Source organism: Nocardioides sp., assembly GCF_047606145.1.
Lineage (GTDB): Bacteria > Actinomycetota > Actinomycetes > Propionibacteriales > Nocardioidaceae > Nocardioides.
This window is the reverse complement of record NZ_JASGET010000041.1, coordinates 1-19,281: the sequence shown is the minus strand read 5'-3', so window position 1 is coordinate 19,281 and position 19,281 is coordinate 1. Positions and strand designations below refer to the sequence as shown.

The 19,281-nt window shown below is 71.3% G+C and carries 14 protein-coding genes; 6 read left to right on the top strand and 8 right to left on the bottom strand.

Annotated elements, in window-relative coordinates; all coding sequences use genetic code 11:
- Nucleotides 1–122 precede the first annotated feature (122 nt).
- The 4 genes from QM638_RS06095 to QM638_RS06080 form a co-directional block, all read right to left on the bottom strand.
- Nucleotides 123–878, bottom strand: coding sequence for an ABC transporter ATP-binding protein (locus tag QM638_RS06095; protein WP_415141061.1), 756 nt, complete (start codon nucleotides 876–878; stop codon nucleotides 123–125).
- A 5-nt stretch (nucleotides 879–883) separates the two neighbouring features.
- Nucleotides 884–2,743, bottom strand: a complete 1,860-nt coding sequence (locus QM638_RS06090) for an ABC transporter permease subunit (RefSeq protein ID WP_415141060.1) — start codon at nucleotides 2,741–2,743, stop codon at nucleotides 884–886.
- A complete protein-coding gene (locus QM638_RS06085) occupies nucleotides 2,743–3,600 on the bottom strand; it encodes a branched-chain amino acid ABC transporter permease (RefSeq protein WP_415141059.1) in 858 nt (285 codons plus the stop codon). The genes QM638_RS06090 and QM638_RS06085 overlap by 1 nt, the downstream gene beginning before the upstream one ends.
- A gap of 88 nt (nucleotides 3,601–3,688) precedes the next feature.
- Nucleotides 3,689–4,888: an ABC transporter substrate-binding protein gene (locus QM638_RS06080; protein ID WP_415141057.1), complete on the bottom strand. Its 1,200-nt coding sequence runs from the start codon at nucleotides 4,886–4,888 to the stop codon at nucleotides 3,689–3,691.
- Between the two features lie 100 nt (nucleotides 4,889–4,988).
- On the opposite strand from QM638_RS06080, the gene QM638_RS06075 reads away from it, so the two are divergent.
- The 3 genes from QM638_RS06075 to QM638_RS06065 all read left to right on the top strand — a co-directional run bounded on the left by QM638_RS06075 (nucleotide 4,989) and on the right by QM638_RS06065 (nucleotide 7,364).
- Nucleotides 4,989–5,750, top strand: a complete 762-nt coding sequence (locus tag QM638_RS06075) for an SDR family NAD(P)-dependent oxidoreductase (protein ID WP_415141056.1) — start codon at nucleotides 4,989–4,991, stop codon at nucleotides 5,748–5,750.
- A gap of 148 nt (nucleotides 5,751–5,898) precedes the next feature.
- On the top strand, nucleotides 5,899–6,762 hold the full coding sequence (locus QM638_RS06070) for an alpha/beta fold hydrolase (RefSeq protein WP_415141055.1): 864 nt from the start codon (nucleotides 5,899–5,901) through the stop codon (nucleotides 6,760–6,762).
- A gap of 86 nt (nucleotides 6,763–6,848) precedes the next feature.
- Complete coding sequence (locus QM638_RS06065; protein WP_415141054.1) at nucleotides 6,849–7,364, top strand: DUF4232 domain-containing protein; 516 nt, start codon at nucleotides 6,849–6,851, stop codon at nucleotides 7,362–7,364.
- 71 nt (nucleotides 7,365–7,435) lie between these two features.
- On the opposite strand, the gene QM638_RS06060 is transcribed toward QM638_RS06065, so the two are convergent.
- The gene (locus tag QM638_RS06060; RefSeq protein ID WP_415141053.1) at nucleotides 7,436–7,924 is read right to left on the bottom strand and encodes a MarR family winged helix-turn-helix transcriptional regulator; all 489 of its coding nucleotides are present in this window, start codon (nucleotides 7,922–7,924) and stop codon (nucleotides 7,436–7,438) included.
- A gap of 174 nt (nucleotides 7,925–8,098) precedes the next feature.
- The gene (locus QM638_RS06055) at nucleotides 8,099–13,711 is read right to left on the bottom strand and encodes a carboxyl transferase domain-containing protein (RefSeq protein WP_415141052.1); all 5,613 of its coding nucleotides are present in this window, start codon (nucleotides 13,709–13,711) and stop codon (nucleotides 8,099–8,101) included.
- Between the two features lie 186 nt (nucleotides 13,712–13,897).
- On the opposite strand from QM638_RS06055, the gene QM638_RS06050 reads away from it, so the two are divergent.
- Complete coding sequence (locus QM638_RS06050; RefSeq protein WP_415141051.1) at nucleotides 13,898–14,329, top strand: universal stress protein; 432 nt, start codon at nucleotides 13,898–13,900, stop codon at nucleotides 14,327–14,329.
- A gap of 87 nt (nucleotides 14,330–14,416) precedes the next feature.
- On the opposite strand, the gene QM638_RS06045 is transcribed toward QM638_RS06050, so the two are convergent.
- Entirely contained in the window at nucleotides 14,417–16,156 is a 1,740-nt protein-coding gene (locus tag QM638_RS06045; protein ID WP_415141050.1) for a siderophore-interacting protein, read from the bottom strand.
- A 19-nt stretch (nucleotides 16,157–16,175) separates the two neighbouring features.
- On the bottom strand, nucleotides 16,176–17,198 hold the full coding sequence (locus QM638_RS06040) for an ABC transporter substrate-binding protein (protein ID WP_415141049.1): 1,023 nt from the start codon (nucleotides 17,196–17,198) through the stop codon (nucleotides 16,176–16,178).
- Between the two features lie 165 nt (nucleotides 17,199–17,363).
- Here QM638_RS06040 and QM638_RS06035 point away from each other — a divergent pair, with 165 nt between their 5' ends.
- Both QM638_RS06035 and QM638_RS06030 read left to right on the top strand, forming a co-directional pair.
- Nucleotides 17,364–18,119, top strand: a complete 756-nt coding sequence (locus QM638_RS06035) for a helix-turn-helix domain-containing protein (protein ID WP_415141048.1) — start codon at nucleotides 17,364–17,366, stop codon at nucleotides 18,117–18,119.
- A gap of 20 nt (nucleotides 18,120–18,139) precedes the next feature.
- Nucleotides 18,140–19,198, top strand: coding sequence for a FecCD family ABC transporter permease (locus tag QM638_RS06030; protein ID WP_415141047.1), 1,059 nt, complete (start codon nucleotides 18,140–18,142; stop codon nucleotides 19,196–19,198).
- Nucleotides 19,199–19,281: the final 83 nt, after the last annotated feature.

The window sequence follows — 19,281 nt, the reverse complement described above, 5'->3', positions numbered from 1 at the left end:
AGCGTTCCGGGACCGCTGATCTCGTCGGACGCGGGCTCACCCAGCAGAACAGAAGCCCCGCTGAGGGCCCGTCCCGGAATTATTCGTCACGCCCTAACGGATACGGCGTCGATCGGTGTCTCTCACGCCGAGTGTGCGCCGGCGCTGCCGCGCTTGCCGAAGTAGGCGTCTTGGAGCACGGTGAGGTCGCTGACCTCGGACGCCCGGGCGGAGAGCGCGGTACGACCGTTGTCGAGTACCACCACGTGATCGGCGATCGCGAACGACGCCTCGACGGCCTGCTCCACGAGCAGGATCGCCAAACCGGTCTGCTTGAGCGCGTCGACGCGCTCCATCACCTCGTTGACGACGACCGGCGCCAGACCACCCGACGGCTCGTCCAGCAGCAGGAGTTTCGGGTCGGCCATCAGCGCCTGCCCGATGGCGAGCATCTGCTGCTGTCCCCCGGACATGCTCGCCGCCAACGCGTGCTTGCGCTCACCGAGGATCGGGAAGAGCTCGTAGATCCGCTCCACCTCCTCGCGAAGGCGGTGCCGCTTCAGCCTCCGGACGTAGCCGCCGAGCATCAGGTTCTGTTCGATGCTCTGCCCACGGAAGACGCGCTTGCCCTCCTGGACGTAGGCCACCCCGCGGGCCACCCGACCGTGCGGGGAGACCCTCGCCAGGCTCTCACCCTCGAAGAACACCTGGCCCGCCTGGATCCTGTTCAGGCCGGTGACGGCTCGCAGCGTGGTGGTCTTGCCGGCGCCGTTGCGGCCCAGGAGCACGGTGATCTCCCCCGGCCGGGCCTCCAACGAGACGTCCCACACCACCCGCAGGTCACCGTACCCGGTGCCGAGCTGACGGACCTCGAGCAGCGGTCTCACGGTCTGCCCCATCTCGTTCACGCCTCCTCTCCCGATCCGGTGCCGCCTCCGGCAGCCTCGCCGACCAGATCGCCAAGCACCATTCCGCCTCCCTGCGGCCGGTCCTGGTCGATGCCCAGGTACTCGCTCATCACACGCGGGTCGTTCTCGATCTCCTCGGGCGTGCCGTGAGCCATCAACTGCCCATGGGCGAGCGCATAGATCTCATCCGCCAGCGAGAGCACCAGCTGGAAGTTGTGCTCCACCAGGACCACGGTGCCGCCTGCTGCGCGCACCCGGCGAATCACCTCGGCCAGCCGCAGCACCTCGTCCTCGTCCAGCCCGGAGGCGACCTCGTCGAGGAGCAGCACACCCGGGCGCGCCACCAGGCTACGGGCGACCTCGAGCAGTCGGCGCTGGCCCAGTGGGAGCGCGGTGGCCTCGGTGTCCGCCAGATCCTCGATGCCCACCAAGGAGAGCATGCGACGCGCCTCCAGGTAGTCGGCCCGGCGGACCCGACGGTACCGAGGAAGCCGCAGCACCGCCTCGAGCACGGTGGCACGCTGAGTCGTGTAGCGGCCCGCGGTCACGGCCTCGAGCACCGTGATGCCGGCCGGGATGTTGGGCGTCTGGAAGGTGCGCGCGACACCCGCTCGCGCGACCCGGTACGGCGCTCGTCCCTGGACCTCGCGACTGCCCAGCCGGATGGCGCCGGCGTCGGTCCGGTAGAAGCCGCAGATCATGTTGAGCAGGGTGGTCTTGCCCGACCCGTTGGGCCCGATCAGGGCGGTGACGCGACCGGGTTCGGCGACCAGGTCCACCCCTGCCAGCGCACGGTTCCCACCGAAGGCCTTCGTCACCCCCTGCACCTCCAGCCGTACGCCGTCCAGGTCCGGCATCTCGGGAGTCAGCTGGCTCCGCTTCGCCTCGGACCCGGCGAGCCTGATGCCCCACCGCGACCAGACGTCGCGCGCCAGGCCGATCAGGCCACCGGTGAGCAGCACCCCGCCGACGATCAGGAAACCGCCGGTGACCAGCAGTGAGTACTGCTCGAAGCTCGAGGTGGCGTTGAGTCCGAACTGCAGGATGAAGCCACCGACGAGGGCTCCGTAGACGGTCGCCGAGCCACCGAGGATCGAGGCCGCCAACACCGTCGTAGCGAGCGTGAAGCTGAACGAGTCGGGCGAGACGTAGAGCATCAGGTTGGCGAACAGGGCACCGGCCAGGCCGGCCGGCAGCGCGCCGAGGGCGTAGGCGAGCAGCTTCATCCGGAAGACCGAGATGCCCATCGAGGAGGCGAGCACCGGAGACTGCTTCAGCACCCGCAGTGCGGTCCCGTGCCGGGAGACGGCGATGTTGCGCATCACCGCGAACCACACCGCGGTCACCACCACGATGGCCGTGTACAAGCCGTCGGAGCTCAGCGGCGAACCGAAGAAGGTGGCCGGCAGGATGCCGGACAGACCGTTGTGACCGCCGGTCTGGCTGGAGAAGATCGAGATCACGTCCGGGATGAGCAGGACCAGGAAGAATGAGGTCATCGCCAGCGACCAGCTGCCGAGCCGGAGCCCGGGGATGCCGGTCACGGTGCCCACGACCAGAGCCGCCACCCCGCCGACCAGCAGTTGGAGCAACAGGTCGGTGTGTCCCTTGCTGGACAGGATCCCGGCGGCGTACGCCCCGGCGGCGTACGCCGCAGCTTGGCCGAGCGCCAGCTCACCCGCGTAGCCGAGACTGAGGTTCAGTCCACTGACCAACAGGGAGAGGATGAGTGCCAGCTGCACCTGCTGGATCATGGTGTAGTTCGAGGAGATGTCGGGCAGGAAGAGCACCACGACCCCGACGATGATCGCGATGAGCCACAGCGGTCGATGCCGGCTGCGAAGCGAGACGGCCATCAGACGACCCTTTCCTTGGCTCGGACGAACAGGCCGGCTGGCCGGGCGAGGAGGACCGCGATCAGGATCGCGAAGACGGTCAGGTTGGAGTACTCGCTGCCGAGGTAGCGCGAGGCCCAGGCCTCGGCCAGACCGACGATGAGTCCTCCCACCAGGGTGCCGGGCATCGACCCGAAGCCGCCGATGGCGAGTACGACGAACCCCTTGAGCGCCAGCGACGCGCCGAGCGTCGAGACGGCGAAGGTCAGCGGCCCGACGAAGACGCCGAGGACGCCACCGAGGATTCCGGACACCACGAATGCACCGAAGGCCATCCGACGCACGTTGACGCCACGCAACTGGGCGGCCTCGCGGTCCTCGGACATGCCGAGCAGTGCCAGACCCACCAGGGAACGGCGGCTGAACTGCACGAGTCCGACCACCACGACGATCGCCATCACGACGAGCACCAGCTGGATCGGATAGAGGCGGCCGCCGAGGAACGAGACGGCGTCATCTCCGCCGAAGAACGGCACCGTCAGCGGCTGGCTGCCCCACTGGATCTGGACGAAGCCCTCGATGAACATCGAGGCCCCGAGCGTGGTGACCAAGATGTTGTGCATGTCGCGGACAGGCCGAACGGCGATCAGCTGCTCGACCGCGGCGACCGCACCGACCACCGCCAGAGCGATCAGCATCACCAGCACCGTGTTCAGGCTCCAGCTGACCAGACCCGAGTAGGCGATGAAGGCACCGAGCATCATCAGCTGAGCCTGGGCGAAGTTGAACGTCTTCGATGAGATGTAGACGATGTTGTAGCCGACGGCGACCAGCGCGTACACCGCACCGAGTGCCAGCCCGCTCCAGATGAGGGTCATGTTCTGATCCTTGTCAGGTGATCGGTTGCCGAGATGGCGACGTCACAGTCGTGCCTTCGGGGATCGGCGCTCCCCCCGAAGGCACGGCTCACTGGAACTGGCCGTTCTTCAGCACCGACGGCGAGATGAAGATGTAGTTCCCCGACACTCCTTGCGGAGCGTGCACCGAGGAGGTGAAGCCGTAGTCGGGGAAGATCACGGTCTTCGCGCTCTTGAGCACCGACGAGTCGACGAGCTTCTCGGCGACCTTGTCCGCGTCCGTCGAGCCTGCGGCGTCGGCCGCGGCCATCACCAGCGGGAGGGCATCGTAGTTGGCGGCGAGGACGAAGCTGGACTTGATCTCGCCGTACTTGAGCATCCCCTTCACGGCGGCGTTGACCGCCGTCGCCGAGGAGTCGTGCTTCGCGGACTTGGGCACCTGCATCACCAGGTTCTTCACCTCGGAGGTGCCGACCAGGCCCGTCGGTGGCTTCGCTCCGGTCAGGTTGGTCGCCGACACGGAGGTGTTGCCGATCATCGGGATGTCCCAGCCGAGCTTGGCCACCCCCTTGAGGACGTAGCCCAGCGGCGCGCCGTACGCGTCGATGACCAGTGCGTCGGGATCGGTCGACTCCAACGCCTCGAGCTGCGAGGTCATGTCGAGCGCCGTGGTGTCGTACTCCTTGTTCCCGGTGACCTTGACGCCGGCAGCGGTCAGCGTCTTCTCGGCGCTGCTTCCGAACGTCTCGCCGTACGCACTGTTCCCGTGCAGGATGGCGACGCTCTTGTAGCCCTTCTCCTTGAAGTAGGACGCGTAGGCGTCGAGCTGCTCGCTCGCACCGGCTGCGATGTCGAAGTTGAGTGGGTACTTCGAGGCGTCCGAGGAGGTCTCGGTCGGCCCGATGTTCATCGACAGGATGTGATTCTGGTTGAGGATCGGCAGGGTCGCCTCCGCCACCGTCGACGGTCCGGAGTTGAGCACCAGATCCGGCTTCTGCTTGGCGATCGCGGCCCGTAGCTTGGTCACCGCGGTGGTGGGGTCGCTCTTGTCGTCGATGACGGTGACCGTCACCTTCTCGCCATCGACACCACCGTTGGCGTTCGCGTAGTCGACGCTGGCCTTGGCCGCGGCGATGGAGGTCTGCGACTGGTCCGCCAGGACACCTTCGGCGCTCACCCCACCCATCACGATCACGCGATAGACATCGTCGCCACTGCCGTTGCTGCTGCTCCCCGAGCCAGAGCCACAGCCAGCGAGAGCGGCCGCCAGCAGCGCCGTGCTCGCGACCGCCATCAATCGGATCTTCATGCTTCGGTACCCTTCCTCGCAACCAGAGGCAAACCAAGCGCTTGCTAGTTTCTAACGCTAGCATGACGCAGGTCACAGTCGTCAACACAACGAGGTGAGAATGTCCGCCACGCATCGATCGGACCGGGGCACGGCCCTGATCACCGGCGCCGGCGGCGGCATCGGCACGGCGATCAGCCGGCTGTTGGCCGCCCGAGGAGTGCCGCTCGTGCTCAGCTACCGCAGCCGACGACCCGACGACCTCATTGCCGCACTCGGCGACGCGGTCGTCCACGCCGACCATTGCGCACTCGACGACGCGCCCGACGTCCAGCGCTTCGCGAACGGGGTGCACGCCGCGGTCGGCGACGTGCGCACCGTCATCCATGCGGCCGGGCCACACGTGCCGATGATCCATCTCTCTCGGGTGCACGCCGCGGCGTTCTCCCGCCAGATGCGCGACGACGCCGACGCCTTCTTCAACCTCAGCAGCGCGATGTTGCCCTCGCTGCGCCGTACGAAGGGGTCACTCACCGCCGTGACGACGGCGGCCACCACCCGGTTCCCGGTGCGCGACGGCCTCTCCTCCGCGCCGAAGGCGGCCGTCGAGGCGCTGGTGCGCGGGTTGGCAGCCGAGGAGGGCCGGTTCGGTGTCCGGGTCAACTGCGTCGGCCCCGGCATGCTCGACGACGGCATGTCCGCCCGCCTGATGGCTTCGGGCGACCTCGACGACCGAGCGCTGACCGCGGCGAGGGCCAACATCCCGCTGCGGATGTTCGGCAACTCCCACGACATCGCCGAGGCGGTCGAGTTCCTCTCCTCAGACCGGGCCCGGTTCATCACCGGCCAGAAGCTCGACGTCGATGGCGGGTACGGGGTTTGAGGAACGAGCACCGGCGACCGTGGCGGCGTGGCCCCCAGGTCTGTCGCATGCCCACACACCCTGCCGGCGCCGGTGGATGCCTCCACCGACCGCCGTGGACATCCATCCGCTGACCGCGACCGGCACGTCGACCGGCAGACTGCTACCCATGAGTAGCGCCCTGCCCGACGCCACCCCGCGACGCGAGACCCGCACCGTCGAGCGCGACGAAGGCACCGCCTTCACCGTCACGCTGAGCCGCGCGACGGCGGCCGCCGCCCCGCTGGTGCTGGTGGTGCCCGCGATGGGCGTGCCGGCCGGCTACTACCACCGCCTCATCGACGCCCTCGCCGAGGCCGGGATCAGCGCCGCCGTCACCGAGCAGCGCGGCTACGAGGCCTCCGGTGGCCGGGTCCCCGGGTGGCGCTACGACTTCGGCTACGCCGACCTGATCGACGACCTGCGCGCCAGCCTGACCGCGCTCGCCGGGGTCGCGGACCCGGGGCAGGGTACCTATCTGCTGGGCCACAGTCTCGGCGGTCAGGTGGCCAGCGGCTATCTCGCCGAGACCGCCGGAGACCCCGAGACCAGCGAGACCAGCCCGGTGGACGGTCTCCTCCTGGTCGCCTCACAGTCGCCGTACTGGCGTGGCTACGGCAGCCGGTTCCTCGCGCTGAGCCAGGCGATGGGGCTGCTGGCCCGCGTCGTCGGGCACTTCCCCGGCCCGCAGGTGGGGTTCGCCGGGCGGGAGGCCCGGGGGCTGATGACCGAGTGGGCCCGGTTCGCCCGGTCCGGGCGGTTGCGGTACGCCGGCCGCGAGCCCGACCTGGCCGCCGTCACCGTGCCGGTCCTCGCCGTCACCATCGACGGCGACACCCTGGCGCCGCCGGACAGCACCGAGCAGCTGCTCCGGCTGATGCCGTCCGCGCCGGTGACCCGAGCCCACCTGACCGCCGGCACCCACTTCACCTGGGCGCGCCGACCGGACGCCGTGCTCCCCACCATCGCCGACTGGCTCGCCGGAGTGCGGTAGGCCCACGCCGGCAACTTCTCCACGTCGTCACGGATCCCATCCGAAGGCGGGCAGACCGCCCGTCGTACTCACCGATAGGGGGAACCATGAAGACACGAATGATCGCGGCCGGACTCATCTCGACCGCCGCCGTCGGTGCCGGACTGGTCGGTCTCGGAAGCGGCCCCGCCACCGCCGCCGACTCGATGCCCGCCTGTGGCAATGCCGATCTGGTGGCGAGCTACACCTACAGCGACGCCGGAGCCGGCCACACCTACGGCTGGATCGTGTTGAAGAACGTCTCCGGCCACAGCTGTCACACCGGAGGCTTCGGCGGGATCTCCTACGTCGGTCACGGCGACGGCACCCAGATCGGTGCCGCCGCGGCCCGGGAGGGCAGGAGCTACCGACTGGTGGTCAAGCCCGGCACCAAGATCCGCAGCCTGGTCGACGAGGTCGACGCCGGCGCCTACTCGACGAAGAAGTGCAAGCCGACCCACGTCGACGGGTTCCGGGTCTACGTACCGAACGCGACCGTGTCACAGTACGTGGCCCACCCGACCACCGGCTGCGCGAACGACGCGGTCGAGCTGCTCTCGCACCGGTCCTACCGGCACGCCTGATCCAAGCCGATCCTGATCCGGCCCCTCCTGACCCGGGCCGGCTCCGGCCGGGTCGGGATCGCCGCCGGTGGTCACTCGTCGTAGCGGTGATAGACCTCGCGCATCGCCCCGGCGGCGTCGATCCGGCCGAGGATCGCCTCGGCGATCTCGCGCAGCTGTCCGATCTGGTCCTCGGTGAGCGGGTCGACGACCGCGGCGCGCACGGTGGCCACGTGTCCCGGCGCGGCGCGCTCGACGACCGCCCAGCCGTGCTCGGTGAGCCGTGCGTCGGTGACCCGGGCGTCCCGGGCCGAGGGATGCCGCTCGATCAGGCCGCGCTCCTCGAGACGTCGTACGACGTGGGAGAGGCGCGGCAGGGTCGCGTTGGTCTGCCTGGCCAAGGAGTTGAGCGGCAGGGTGTGACCGGGAGCCTCGGACAGCATGGCGAGCGCGTAGTACTCGAAGTGGGTGAGGTCGGAGTCGCGGCGTAGCTGGGCGTCGATCGCCGCCGGCAGCAGCTCCAGCACCGCGGCCAGCCGGACCCAGGCGGTGAGCTCGGTTCGGGTCAGCCAACGGGTCACGCCGCACTCCTGGAGCAGTGGATGAGACAACCCTGGGGGCAATGGTTGTCTTCACAACCTTAACCTGGACCGGGCCCGCGGAGCCCCGGACCAGTCCGAGAACGGACTCATCCCGGCGGCGCCCGACCCGGCCCACCCGGCAGCAGGGCCCTCCCGCTCACCGGCCGCTGGTCGCTAGGCGGTGGGTCCGGCGAGTCCGGCCTCCAGGGCGGCGATGATCTTGGGTCGCAGCTCCTCGGGCTCGATCACCTCGTCGACCGAGCCCACCTCCACCGCGCGGTGGATGTTGTGGATGCCGTCGAACTCGGCGGCCACCTCACCCAGCTTCTCGGCGCGTACGTCGCGCCGGGTGGCCGCCAGCTCGGCGGTCAGGCTCGCCTGCTCGGTCGGCTCCGCCTCGGCCAGCCGGTGCTCGAGGTCGACCACCCGCCGATCCCGCGCGGTGCGCGCATCGACGTCCCGGCTGAAGACGACCGCGGCCGCCGGCGCACCCCCCAGCACGCTGGCGAAGGAGCCCTCGACGGCGAGCACCGTCATCGACGGGTTCAGCGCCTTGGAGAAGACCACGAACGCACCCCCGTGATAGCGCGAGATGACGCAGAACACGATCGGACCGGCGAAGTTCACGATCGCCCGGCCGATCTCGGCGCCGTACTCCAGCTGCAAGTTGCGCATCGACTCCGGCGACCCGTCGAAGCCGGACAGGTTGGCCAGGACGACGACCGGGCGGTTCCCGCTGGCCGCGTTGATCGCGCGGGCGACCTTCTTCGACGACCGCGGGAACAGCGTCCCCGCGGTGTAGACGTCGGGGCCGTCGGTGGGCGGGAAGCCACGCCGTGGCACGGCCTTGGACTCGATCCCGATCAGGCACACCGGGATGCCGCCGAGGTGGGCGTCGTAGACCACCGAGGTGCCGGCGTCGGCCATCTGCGCCCACCGCTCCAGCGTGGCGTGGTCCTGGTCGGCGAGCGCCGCCATCACGGTGCGGATGTCGAACGCCTTCTTGCGGTCGGGATTGAGCTCGGGCGAGAAGATGTCACCCACGGTCGCGAAGCCGGAGTCGGTCGGGTCGTGCGGGTACGACGTGACGTCGCGCTCGCGCGGGTCGCTGGTCGGCACCCGTCGCGGCCCGGCCTCACCGGGGACGACGTAGGTGTGGTCGTAGTGCGCCAGCAGGATGCCCAGCGCGCCGGCGAGGTCCGGCGCCCAGTACTGCGCCTGGCCGTTCGGGCCCATCACCCGGTCGAAGCCGCCGATGCCGTGGTTGTCCTCGGCCGACACGCTGCCGGCGTAGTCGAGGGTCTGCTTCCCGGTGAGCACCATCGCGCTGTCCGGCGTCATCACCAAGATGCCCTTGGTGTGCATCAGCATGGTCGCCTCGGCGTTCCAGTACGGCTGCGCCCCGACGTTGATGCCGGCCACCACGACGTTGATCTCCCCGCCGGCCTGGGTGAACTCCACGATCCGCTTGAGCGCGGCCGCGACCCAGTCCATGTTCTCGGTGCCGGAGTCCATCGAGATCCGGGCACCGGCCGAGACCGCGAACCACTCCACCGGCACGCCGAGCCGCTCGGCGAGGTCGAGCGCCGCGATGATCCGGGTGCACTCCGCCTCCGAGACCGCGCCGAGCGCGCGCAGCGGGTCACCGCACAGCAGCACTCGGGTGATGCCCTCGGGGTAGTGCTCGGTCGGGGTGGTGATGACGCCGGCGATGATCCCGGCCTTGTTCAACCCGTAGGGTCGCGTGACCGGCACCAGCGTGCCGGTGTCGTCGAGGTCGTACTCGGTCGCGGTGCCGCCGCGACCCGCGATCATCGCCTGCAGCTCGTAGGGGTAGACCACCCCGCGGCGACGAGCCCGGACCACCTTCTGGGCGTAGTCGTCGAGCGGCTTGAGCCGCTCGCTGGGCGGGCCCTCCAGCGAGACCACCACCCCCGAGCCCGGCTGGTAGTGGAAGCGGGCCGCCATCGGCACCTCGGAGCCATCGCCGAAGGCGACGGTGCCGTCGACCAGCACCTCCTCCACGCCCGCGCCGGCGGTGACCGGCGCGACCCTGTCCTTCAACGCGGTCAGCTGGTCCACCTCGGCGTCGATGGTGGGCCAGATGTGCACCCACACGTAGTTCATGTCGAGCCGGACCCCGCCGAGCTCGGCACGGGCGCGCCGGATCGCCTCCAGGCAGTTCGCGATCGCGCGCTCGGCGTGCGGCAGGCCGACGACGTTGCCGTCCTCGTCGCGTACGACGGCCAGCTGCCGCACCTGGGCCAGCGCGACCAGCCGCTGGTCGGCCTCGTTGCCCGGGGCGACGGCGTGGAAGAGCAGCACGTCCTCGGGCGCGTCGAGCCGGGTGATGTCGAACTCCCGCAGGCGCCACAGGTTGAGTCGGCGCCCGACCATCGGGTGCACCCCGCGGACGTGTGCGTCCTCGACCATCCCGCCCGCCGGGCCGGCGGTCGAGCCCTCCGTCGACGCATCGGCCGTGTCGGCTGAGGAGTCGGCCGGCGTCTCGGGGCGGTAGGTGAAGTAGCCGACCGGCCGGCCGCCGCCGGGGGCGACACAGACCGCGACCCGGCGTACGTGGTGAGCGAAGCCGAGCGCCGCCACCGTCTCGACCAGCTGCGCGCTGGCCCGCTCGGGGTCCTCGGGCAGCTCGGGCCAGGACAGGTAGAGGTCCACCACGCCCTGGTGTCCGGCCGGGGCGGCGGCGACCTGGGCGGCGATGGCCTCGACCAGGGCGCTGCCCGGAGTCAGCTCGGCGACCCGGCCGATGGTGGTGACCAGGTGGGTCGGCCGGTCGTCGAGGACGTAGTCCGCGGTCGCGAACGGACGGCCGGCACCGTCGACCTGCACGGTGAACTCGGTCAGCCCGTGCAGCCCGTGCTCGCGGTAGTGCCGCTTGGCCAGTACGGCGAGCATCGGCTCGTCGACCGGCAGCGGGTCCCCCTCGATCCGCTCGGCGAGGAAGCTGACGATCCGCTCCGGGATCGTCGCGAGCCGATCCAGACCGGCCTCCCGCTCGGGGCCGGCGGGCAGCCCGGCCAGCGCGACCAGGTCGTCGCGGACGCCACCGAGCACCTCCTGCCGGTCGGCGTCGACCAACGGCTGGTCGAACCAGCGGAACCGGACGCTACGGGCCAGCTCGCCGACCACGCCGAAGCGCAGCTGGGTGGCGAGCACCAGCCGCTCCAGCATGTCCCGGACCGCGGTGTCCAGCGGCGCGGCCGGCGCCGGCTCGGCGATCCAGCGCTGCAGCAGCGCCGTCACCAGCGCGATGTCGGGTGCCGAGCGCTGCTGGGCGAGGAAGATCCGGAAGACCGCCTGCTCCAGCTCCGGGGTCTGCTCCAGGTCGGCGATGCCGTAGTGCCGCAGCACCCGGCCGAGCTTGGCGCGGAACGCGGTCGGCAGGGCGCCCCGCTCCGGGTCGAGGCTCTGCAGGTAGGTGTGGAAGTGCTCGCGCGGGCTGTGCACGGCGTTCTCCACGTGTGCGTCCTCGCCAACCGGGCGGTTGCGGGAGAGCTCGGCGAAGTCGGCGAAGGCGCCGACCAGCTCGAGCTCGGCCTCGACCGAGGTGATGCCCTCGGCGAGCAGCTGGTCCCGCTCGCTCAGGTAGTCGGCCAGGGTGCGCCCCTCGTCGCGCGGATCGATGTCGTAACCGAGCACCATGGCCAGCAGATCGCCGCGATGCCGGGCCGCGCGGGCGGCGAGGTCGGGCGGCAGCGAGCCGCCGTTCGGCAGGTCGAGGTCCAGCTCGCCGACCTCGACGGCGGTCTCCTCCTCGCCGTCGTCGACCGGCTCCAGCCGGATCAGCGGGGCACCGGTCTCGACCTGGCTGCCGGTCGAGACCAGCAGCTCCTTGACCCGGGCGGCGAACGGCGCCGGCAGCACGGTCTCCATCTTCATCGACTCCAGCACCAGCACCGGGGCGCCGGCGGCGACCTCGTCGCCGACCGCGAGCGGGGTGGCCACCACCAGCGCCGGCGCCGGCGAGCGCAGCACTCCGCCCTCGTCCAGCGCGATCCGGTGGGTGACGCCGTCGACCTCCACCAGCTGCACCGGGCCGTGCGTGGCGGTGACCAGGCGGTGGGTGCGGTCGCCGATGGTCACCCGCGACTTGTAGGCGCCGATCCGCTCGACGTACGCGTCGACGCTCTGCTCGCGGCCACCGGTGGAGATCAGCACCCGGAACAGGTGCGGACCGATCCGGGAGACGGTCACCTTGGCGGGGACGCCGCGCAGCTTGAGGTCGACCGCTCGGCCGGTGCGGTGCTGGACCTGTGGCCGGCCGCCGCGGGCGGTCTCGATGAGCCGGGTGCGCTCGACCTCCTCCTCGAGCTCGTACGCCTCGATCCCGGCGGCCACCAGGGCCACCCCGGAGTGCCGATGCGAGACCAACCGGCCCTCGCCGCGGACCCGGTCGATCCAGCCGGTGTCGGCCCGGCCGTCGATCACCTCGGGAGCGTCGAGCAGGTCGAGCACGAAGCTCTTGTTGGTGGCGCCGCCCTCGATCACCACCTCGGTCTCGGCCATCGCCCGGCGCAACCGCGCCAACGCCTCGTCGCGGTCGCGACCGTAGGCGATGATCTTGGCGATCATCGAGTCGAAGTCGGCCGGGATCGAGTCGCCCTCGGCCACCCCGGTGTCGACCCGGATGCCCGGGCCGGCGGGCAGCTCCAGCAGCACGATCCGGCCCGGCGAGGGGGCGAAGTCGCGATCGGGGTCCTCGGCGTTGAGCCGGGCCTCGACGGCGTGCCCGATCTCGACCGGCCGCTCGCCCTCGAGCCGGCCGCCGGAGGCGACGTGGATCTGCAGCTTGACCAGGTCGGTGCCGGTGGTGGCCTCGGTGATCGGATGCTCGACCTGGAGGCGGGTGTTGACCTCGAGGAAAGCGAAGAACCGCTCGGTCGGGTGGTAGAGGAACTCCACGGTCGCCGCGCCGGCGTACCCGACCGCGATGGCGAGACGCTCGGCGCTGGCCTTCAGCTCGGCGACCTGGGAGGCGTCCAGCACCGGGGAGGCGGACTCCTCGATCACCTTCTGGTTGCGGCGCTGCACCGAGCAGTCGCGTACGCCGACGGCCCAGGCGGTGCCCTGCCCGTCGGCGATCACCTGCACCTCGACGTGCCGGGCACCGGTGACCAGCCGCTCCAAGAACACCACCCCGGAGCCGAAGGCCCGGGTGGCCTCGTCGCGGGTGCGCTCGTAGGCGTCGGTCAGCTCGGCGTCGGAGGCGACCTTGCGGATGCCGCGGCCGCCGCCGCCGGCGGTCGCCTTCAGCATTAGGGGGTAGCCGATCTTGGCGGCCGCGGCGGTCGCCTCCTGCAGGGTGTCGACCCCGCCTCCGCTCCACGGCGCCATCGGTACGCCGACCTCCTCGGCGATCAGCTTGGAGCCGATCTTGTCGCCGAGCTTGCGCATCGCCTCGGCGCTGGGGCCGATGAAGGTGACACCGATCCGGGCGCACAGGTCGGCGAAGTTGGGGTCCTCGGCGACGAAGCCCCAGCCGACCCAGGCGGCGTCGGCGCCGGTCTCGACCAGCGCCTTCTCCAGCACCGCGTAGTCCAGGTAGGGCCGGTCGGCCGCCGGGCCGAGGTTGTAGGAGAGGTCGGCCTCCCGGACGAACATCGCCGCCCGCTCGCCGTCGGTGTGCAGCGCGACCGTCTCGATCCGGCTGGTCCGGGCCGACCCGGCGTCGGACCCGGTGCCCGAGGCGGCGTTGAGATCGCGAACCGCGTGGATGAGCCGCATCGCCGCCTCACCCCGATTGACGATGGCAATTCGCGAGAACATCCCGCCTGTCTCCCTTCGTCGTCGCGCGGCCCGATGCCGGGCATCCCCCGCAGCCTGCCACCTGCTGCGTACGACGCGCGAGTAACCCCCTGCCGCGCCCGGACGGCGCGACCGGAAGGCTCCGCCGGGGGCCCGAAGCGGGCTAGGATCCAGCGGCAAACCCGCGTCGTCTTCGAGGAGAACCCATTGAGCGCGATCATCACCGGTGTCGACGGAAGCGACACCGCCGCAGACGCGGCCCTGGCCGCCGCGAGGCTGGCGAGCGCACTGGACGTGGAGCTGGTCGTCGTCTGCGCCTTCGACAAGCTGGAGTACGAGGAGATCGACACCGGCGACCAGACCTTCGAGTTCACCACCGCGGAATGGGCGCACAACGTCGCCACCCGGGCGATCGTCCCGCTCAAGAGGGCCTATCCCGACCTGCAGGCGGCGGCGACCTCGGCGCAGGGCAAGCCGGCCGACGTGCTCCTGCAGACCGCCGCCGAGCACGACGCCGACCTGATCGTGGTCGGCAACAAGCGGGTGCAGGGGGTCTCCCGGATCCTCGGCAGCATCGCCGCCGACGTCGCCCGGCACGCCACCTGCGACGTGTACGTCGCCAACACCCACCGCCGCTGAGCCTGGATCCGCTGAGCCTGGATCCGCTGAGCCACGCCGCCCGATCCGGGCCGAGACCTCGGCCCGGATCCCGGCCAGCGGGGTCGCTCAGCGGGTGAAGACCAGCGCCTGGAAGCCCCAGCCCAGATCGATCACCTCGTCCGAGGTCCAACCGCAGGCGGCCGCCGCGGCGGCGAGGTCAGCCGTCGAACGCGCCGCCGAGCCGGTCGCCGCGAAGGTGCGCAGGACCGTCTCGGCGGCACGCGGACTGAGCCGGTCCGGACTCGTCGACTCCAGGAGCACCAGGCGAGGACCCTCGACCGTGCGCAGCCAGCCGGCGAGCTCGGCATCGGTACGACAGGCGGCCACCAGGGCGGCCACCACCGCGTCGCCTCCGGCCGAGGCGGTGGCCAGGTCGCTGGCCCAGCCCAGCGCCTCGTCCGTGGCCGACGCGCGCAGCACGGCGAGCGCCGGCTCCTCCTCGACGAGGGTGATCTCCGGCCCGGGATCCGGCGCGGGCGGCGTCGCCCGGGTGCGCCGCTCCTGGACCGCCTGCCACACGGTGAGGGCGCCGGGACCGGTCAGCGTCAGCCGGCGCAGCCCGGTCCACCACGACGCGGCGAAGAGCCCGTCGAGCAGGTAGCCGAGGTTCTCGGACTGCTCCATCAGCTCGCCGTACAGGTCCGGGTCGGCGAGCGAGGCCGACCGCAGCGTGTGCCCGCTGCGCAGCTGCCAGGGCGAGACCCGCCGGCGCACCGCACCGTCGAGGGCGGCCAGCGAGAGCACCAGCTCGGCGTCGAACCCGTCGAAGGACTCCAGCTGGTGCTCGTCGATGAGCAGCATCTCCCCGCTCGGGCCCAGCCCCAGCACTCCGTCGGGCGTCCGGGTCAGGATCCGCTGGCCGACCAGGAGGTCGCTCAGCATCCCGAGCACCGCCGCCGGCTGGCCGGTGGCCGCGGCCAGCTCGGCCACCGGCCGAGGAGACTCCGCGACCGCGTCCAGCAGACCGAGCCGCACGGCGGCGCGGACCACCAGCCATCCGACCGGTGAGGCCACCGCCGACCGTCGCTCGGCCTGGCGGTTCCCGCGATGCCAGTAGCCGGTGATGTTCACCCGTGACCTGTCCAGGCCCAGGTCACGGGCCCAGCGCCGCAGGCCGAGCAGGTCGCGGGCCTCCCCCGCCGCCCAGAGGTAGCCGGCGCCGGCCGGCACCCGCAGTCCGCGCACGGCTCCCTCGAGCTCGCCCGGGGCCACCCACGCCACCGTGTCCCCGGGGCGCTCGCGGAGCTCCTGGCGTCCCGACGGATCGCCGAGCTCGACGACCACCTGGGCCGGCACCGTGCTCGGCCGTTCGGCGAGGAACCGGCCGATCGCCGGCAGCGCCGTCTCGTCGCCGGCCAGGATGATCCAGTCCAGCTCGTCGGGCAGGAGCGTCGACGACTTCGGACCGACCAGGCAGATCTCGTCGCCGGGTCGGGCGCGGCGCGACCAGGAGATCGCGGGCCCGTCGCCGTGCTGGACGAAGTCGAGCGCGACCCGGCCGTCGGGCAGTGGCCACGGGGTGTAGTCCCGGTCGAGCCGGCCCTCGGCACTCGGCCATTCGATGCCGTGGGCCAGCTGACGCGGCGCGACCGCGTCGACATCGCCGTCGGCGGCGAAGACCAGCTTCACGTGGTCGTCGAATCCCGGTGCGGCGAACGGCGGCTGCGCGGTGCCGCCGGCGTCGAACCGACCCAACTGGTCACCGCTGACGACCACCCGGCGCATCCGCGGGGTGAGGTCGTGGGCCTCGGCCACCCGGACCCGGCGGACCACCAGCGGATGGGTGCGGAACCCTCGGCGTGCCATCGCCGCTCCCCCTCGATCCTCAGCCGAAGAGCTTCTCGACCTTGGTCAGCAGGGCCATCGACTCGTCGTAGTCGCCTCGCAGGCCCCACCACGGCAGGTCGTAGGCGTGGCCCGACTTGAAGGCCGGCAGGGCGGCGTAGACCGGGTTCTTCGACAGCGTCTTCACGTCGGTGGTGTCGGCATTGAAGCCCATGATGAAGACACTCTTCTGGGTGATGTACTGCCCCACCTGCTCGGTGGAGAGCGGGAAGGCGTCGCCGCCGGAGACGTAGGCCTTGAAGTGACCGCTGGCGTAGAGCGGCGCCGGCTCCAGACCGACCTTCTTCAGCTCCTTGGGCAGGCCGAGCGACTCGATCAGGCCGTACGCCGTCCCGTCGGCGGTCACGGTGAGATAGGAGACCGGACCCGGCGGGGGCGTGATCGCGGCCTTGACCTCCTTGATCCGATCCCGGTAGTCGGCAAGCAGCTCCTGGTAGACCGCCGGCTTCTCGAAGACGTCCTCGGCCAGGTAGGCGAACTGCTTCTGCCAGGTGTCCAGCTTGCCGCTGACGATCACCGTCGGCGCGATGTCGGTGAGCTTGTCGTAGGCCTTGGTGGCCTGTGCCAGCGGGAAGCCGACGCCACCGGCGACGATCAGGTCCGGCTTGAGCTTGAGGATCGCCTCCAGGTCGAAGCCGTCGGAGCTCCACGGCAGCACCACCGTCCCGTCCTCCTCGGCGTCGTCGGCCCAGTAGGACTCGTAGGAGGTGTCGTCGGTGTCGGCCGCGGTCGGCAGGGTGCCGGCGACCGGGATGTCCAGGTGGTACAGGTAGCCGGCCAGCGCCTGGTTGAGTACGACGACCCGCTGGGGGTCGGTGGGGATGGTGACCCGACCCATGTCGGTCGTCACGGTCCGGGTGGCGCCGTCGGACCAGGTGTTGTCGGCGCCGTCGGCACCGTCGTCTCCGTCCGAGCCGCAGGCGCCCAGCAGGAGCAGGGCCACGGCGAGCAGGACGGCGAGCAGGGAGCGGGCCGGGCCCGCGACACGAACTGGGGAGCGCAAGGTGAGTCTCGAGACTTCTCCGGGGACAGGGACGGCCCACCGCATCCGGACGGGATGCAGTTAGGCTACCCTTACTCAACGCGATCCGACCGGCACGAATCTGACAAGGCCGCATCCGGACCTGACATCTTCCCGGCCCCGTCCTACCCACCCTGGAGCACACCGATGGCACTGAGCGTCTTCGCCGACGTGGTCCCAGAGAACTCCATCCGGTTCCGCGGCCATGAGACCCACTCCCACCTCGAGCCACACCTGCTGCATGCCGCCGCGGGCAGCTCGCGGCTGCTGGTGGACGGCGAGCCCGTCCTGCTGCGCGAGAAGGAGAGCATCTGGCTGGCCGGCCAGGTGCCGCACGCGGCCAAGGTGGCCGAGGGCGGCATCCTGCTCGGACCGACGCTGCCGCCCCAGGTGGAGCCGCCGGAGCGGTTCCGGCTGCTGGGCGTCGTACCGGCCATCAGCGAGATCATGACGGCGTCGCTGATGGCCTCGCCCTCCACGTCTGCGCAGGTCAGGCCGTTTCGCGAGGCGCTGAGCGCGGTGCTGACCCGGCTGGGCCGGCACTACTTCGCCACTCCGATGCCGACCCACGCCACCGTGCGGCTGCTGGCACGCGACGCGGTGCGGTCACGGCTGACCCTCGACCAGCTGGCCCGGGAGCACCACATTAGCGCCCGGCAGGCTCAGCGGATCTTCCTCGACGAGACCGGCCTCGCCTTCGCCACCTGGCGCACCCGCGCCCGGCTCAACCTGGCGATCGACCGGCTCATCGCCGGACGCCCGATCGCCGAGGCCGCCCGGGCCGCCGGATACCGCAGCCGAGCGGGCTTCCTGCGGGCGCTGAGCCGGGAGGCCGGCATACCGGTCGAGGCGCTCGCGGAGCGTCCGCTGACGGCGCTTCGAGCGCATTGGCCGGCCGCCTAGCTCGGCCTATCGTCCGCGACGTGTCACGACCCAGCCCGTCCCGCGCCGTCGCCGAGCCGATCGGCTCCCGGCCGGCAGGTGGCCGGGCGCGGCGCCGGCTCCTCGCCCTGGCCGCGGCGGTGGCGGTCCTGGCGTTGCTGTCGGTCGCGAGCATCCTGCTCGGCTCGGCCCTGCTCTCCCCGGGCGAGGTGTGGCACGCGCTGACCACGCCGGACGGCTCGGTGAACCGCTCCACCGTCGTCGGCCTCCGGGTGCCGCGCACCGAGCTCGGCGTGATCGTCGGAGCCGCACTGGGGGTCGCCGGTGCGCTGATGCAGGGACTGACCCGCAACCCGCTGGCCGATCCGGGCATCCTCGGCGTCAATGCCGGCGCCGGGTTCGCGGTGGCGCTCGGCGTGGTCGCCTTCGGCGTGACCCGGATCCAGCAGTACCTCCCGTTCGCGTTCCTCGGGGCCATCGGCGCGGCCGTGCTCGTCTACGCCATCGCCGCCGGGGGCCGCGCGGGTCCGACACCACTGCGGCTCACCCTGGTCGGCGTGGCGCTCGGCGCGGTGCTGACCGGGATCTCGCGAACACTCGCACTCCTCGACGAGCAGACCTTCGACCGGATGCGGTTCTGGAACGCCGGCACCATCGCCGACCGCCCGGCCGGGACCATCGGGACCATCTGGCCCTGGGTGGTGGCGGGCCTGGTGCTTGCCGCGCTCTGCCTGCCGGCGCTCAACACGATGGCGCTGGGCGACGACGTGGCGACCTCGATGGGGGTGCCGGTGCCACTGGTCCGGGCGGGCGTGATCCTGAGTGTGACGCTGCTGTGCGGTGCGGCGACCGCGGCGGTGGGGCCCATCGCCTTCCTCGGCCTGATGGTGCCGCACGCGGTCCGGTTCGTCACCGGACCCGACCTGCGCTGGGTGGTCGCGTTCACCGTGGTGGTCGCGCCGGCACTGCTGCTGCTCGCCGACATCGTCGGCCGGCTGATCGTCTATCCCGCGGAGCTGCAGGTGGGGGTCGTGGTGAGCCTGATCGGCGCGCCGGTGCTGGTGGCGTTGGTACGCCGATCCCGGGTGGTGGCGTCCTGAGCGCCCCGACCCGGGCCGATGCACGCCCGGGCACGCCGGCCGCCGTACGCCGGCGGTCGCGGCGGCACCCGCGCTCGGCGCTG

Excerpts from the sequence above, each read along its gene's own strand:
- QM638_RS06080 (WP_415141057.1), bottom strand. The coding sequence starts at position 4,888 with ATGAAGATCCGATTGATGGCGGTCGCGAGCACGGCGCTGCTGGCGGCC.
- QM638_RS06055 (WP_415141052.1), bottom strand. The coding sequence starts at position 13,711 with ATGTTCTCGCGAATTGCCATCGTCAATCGGGGTGAGGCGGCGATGCGG.
- QM638_RS06095 (WP_415141061.1), bottom strand. The coding sequence starts at position 878 with ATGGGGCAGACCGTGAGACCGCTGCTCGAGGTCCGTCAGCTCGGCACC.
- QM638_RS06035 (WP_415141048.1), top strand. The coding sequence starts at position 17,364 with ATGGCACTGAGCGTCTTCGCCGACGTGGTCCCAGAGAACTCCATCCGG.
- QM638_RS06085 (WP_415141059.1), bottom strand. The coding sequence starts at position 3,600 with ATGACCCTCATCTGGAGCGGGCTGGCACTCGGTGCGGTGTACGCGCTG.
- QM638_RS06065 (WP_415141054.1), top strand. The coding sequence starts at position 6,849 with ATGAAGACACGAATGATCGCGGCCGGACTCATCTCGACCGCCGCCGTC.
- QM638_RS06045 (WP_415141050.1), bottom strand. The coding sequence starts at position 16,156 with ATGGCACGCCGAGGGTTCCGCACCCATCCGCTGGTGGTCCGCCGGGTC.
- QM638_RS06090 (WP_415141060.1), bottom strand. The coding sequence starts at position 2,743 with ATGGCCGTCTCGCTTCGCAGCCGGCATCGACCGCTGTGGCTCATCGCG.
- QM638_RS06075 (WP_415141056.1), top strand. The coding sequence starts at position 4,989 with ATGTCCGCCACGCATCGATCGGACCGGGGCACGGCCCTGATCACCGGC.
- QM638_RS06070 (WP_415141055.1), top strand. The coding sequence starts at position 5,899 with ATGAGTAGCGCCCTGCCCGACGCCACCCCGCGACGCGAGACCCGCACC.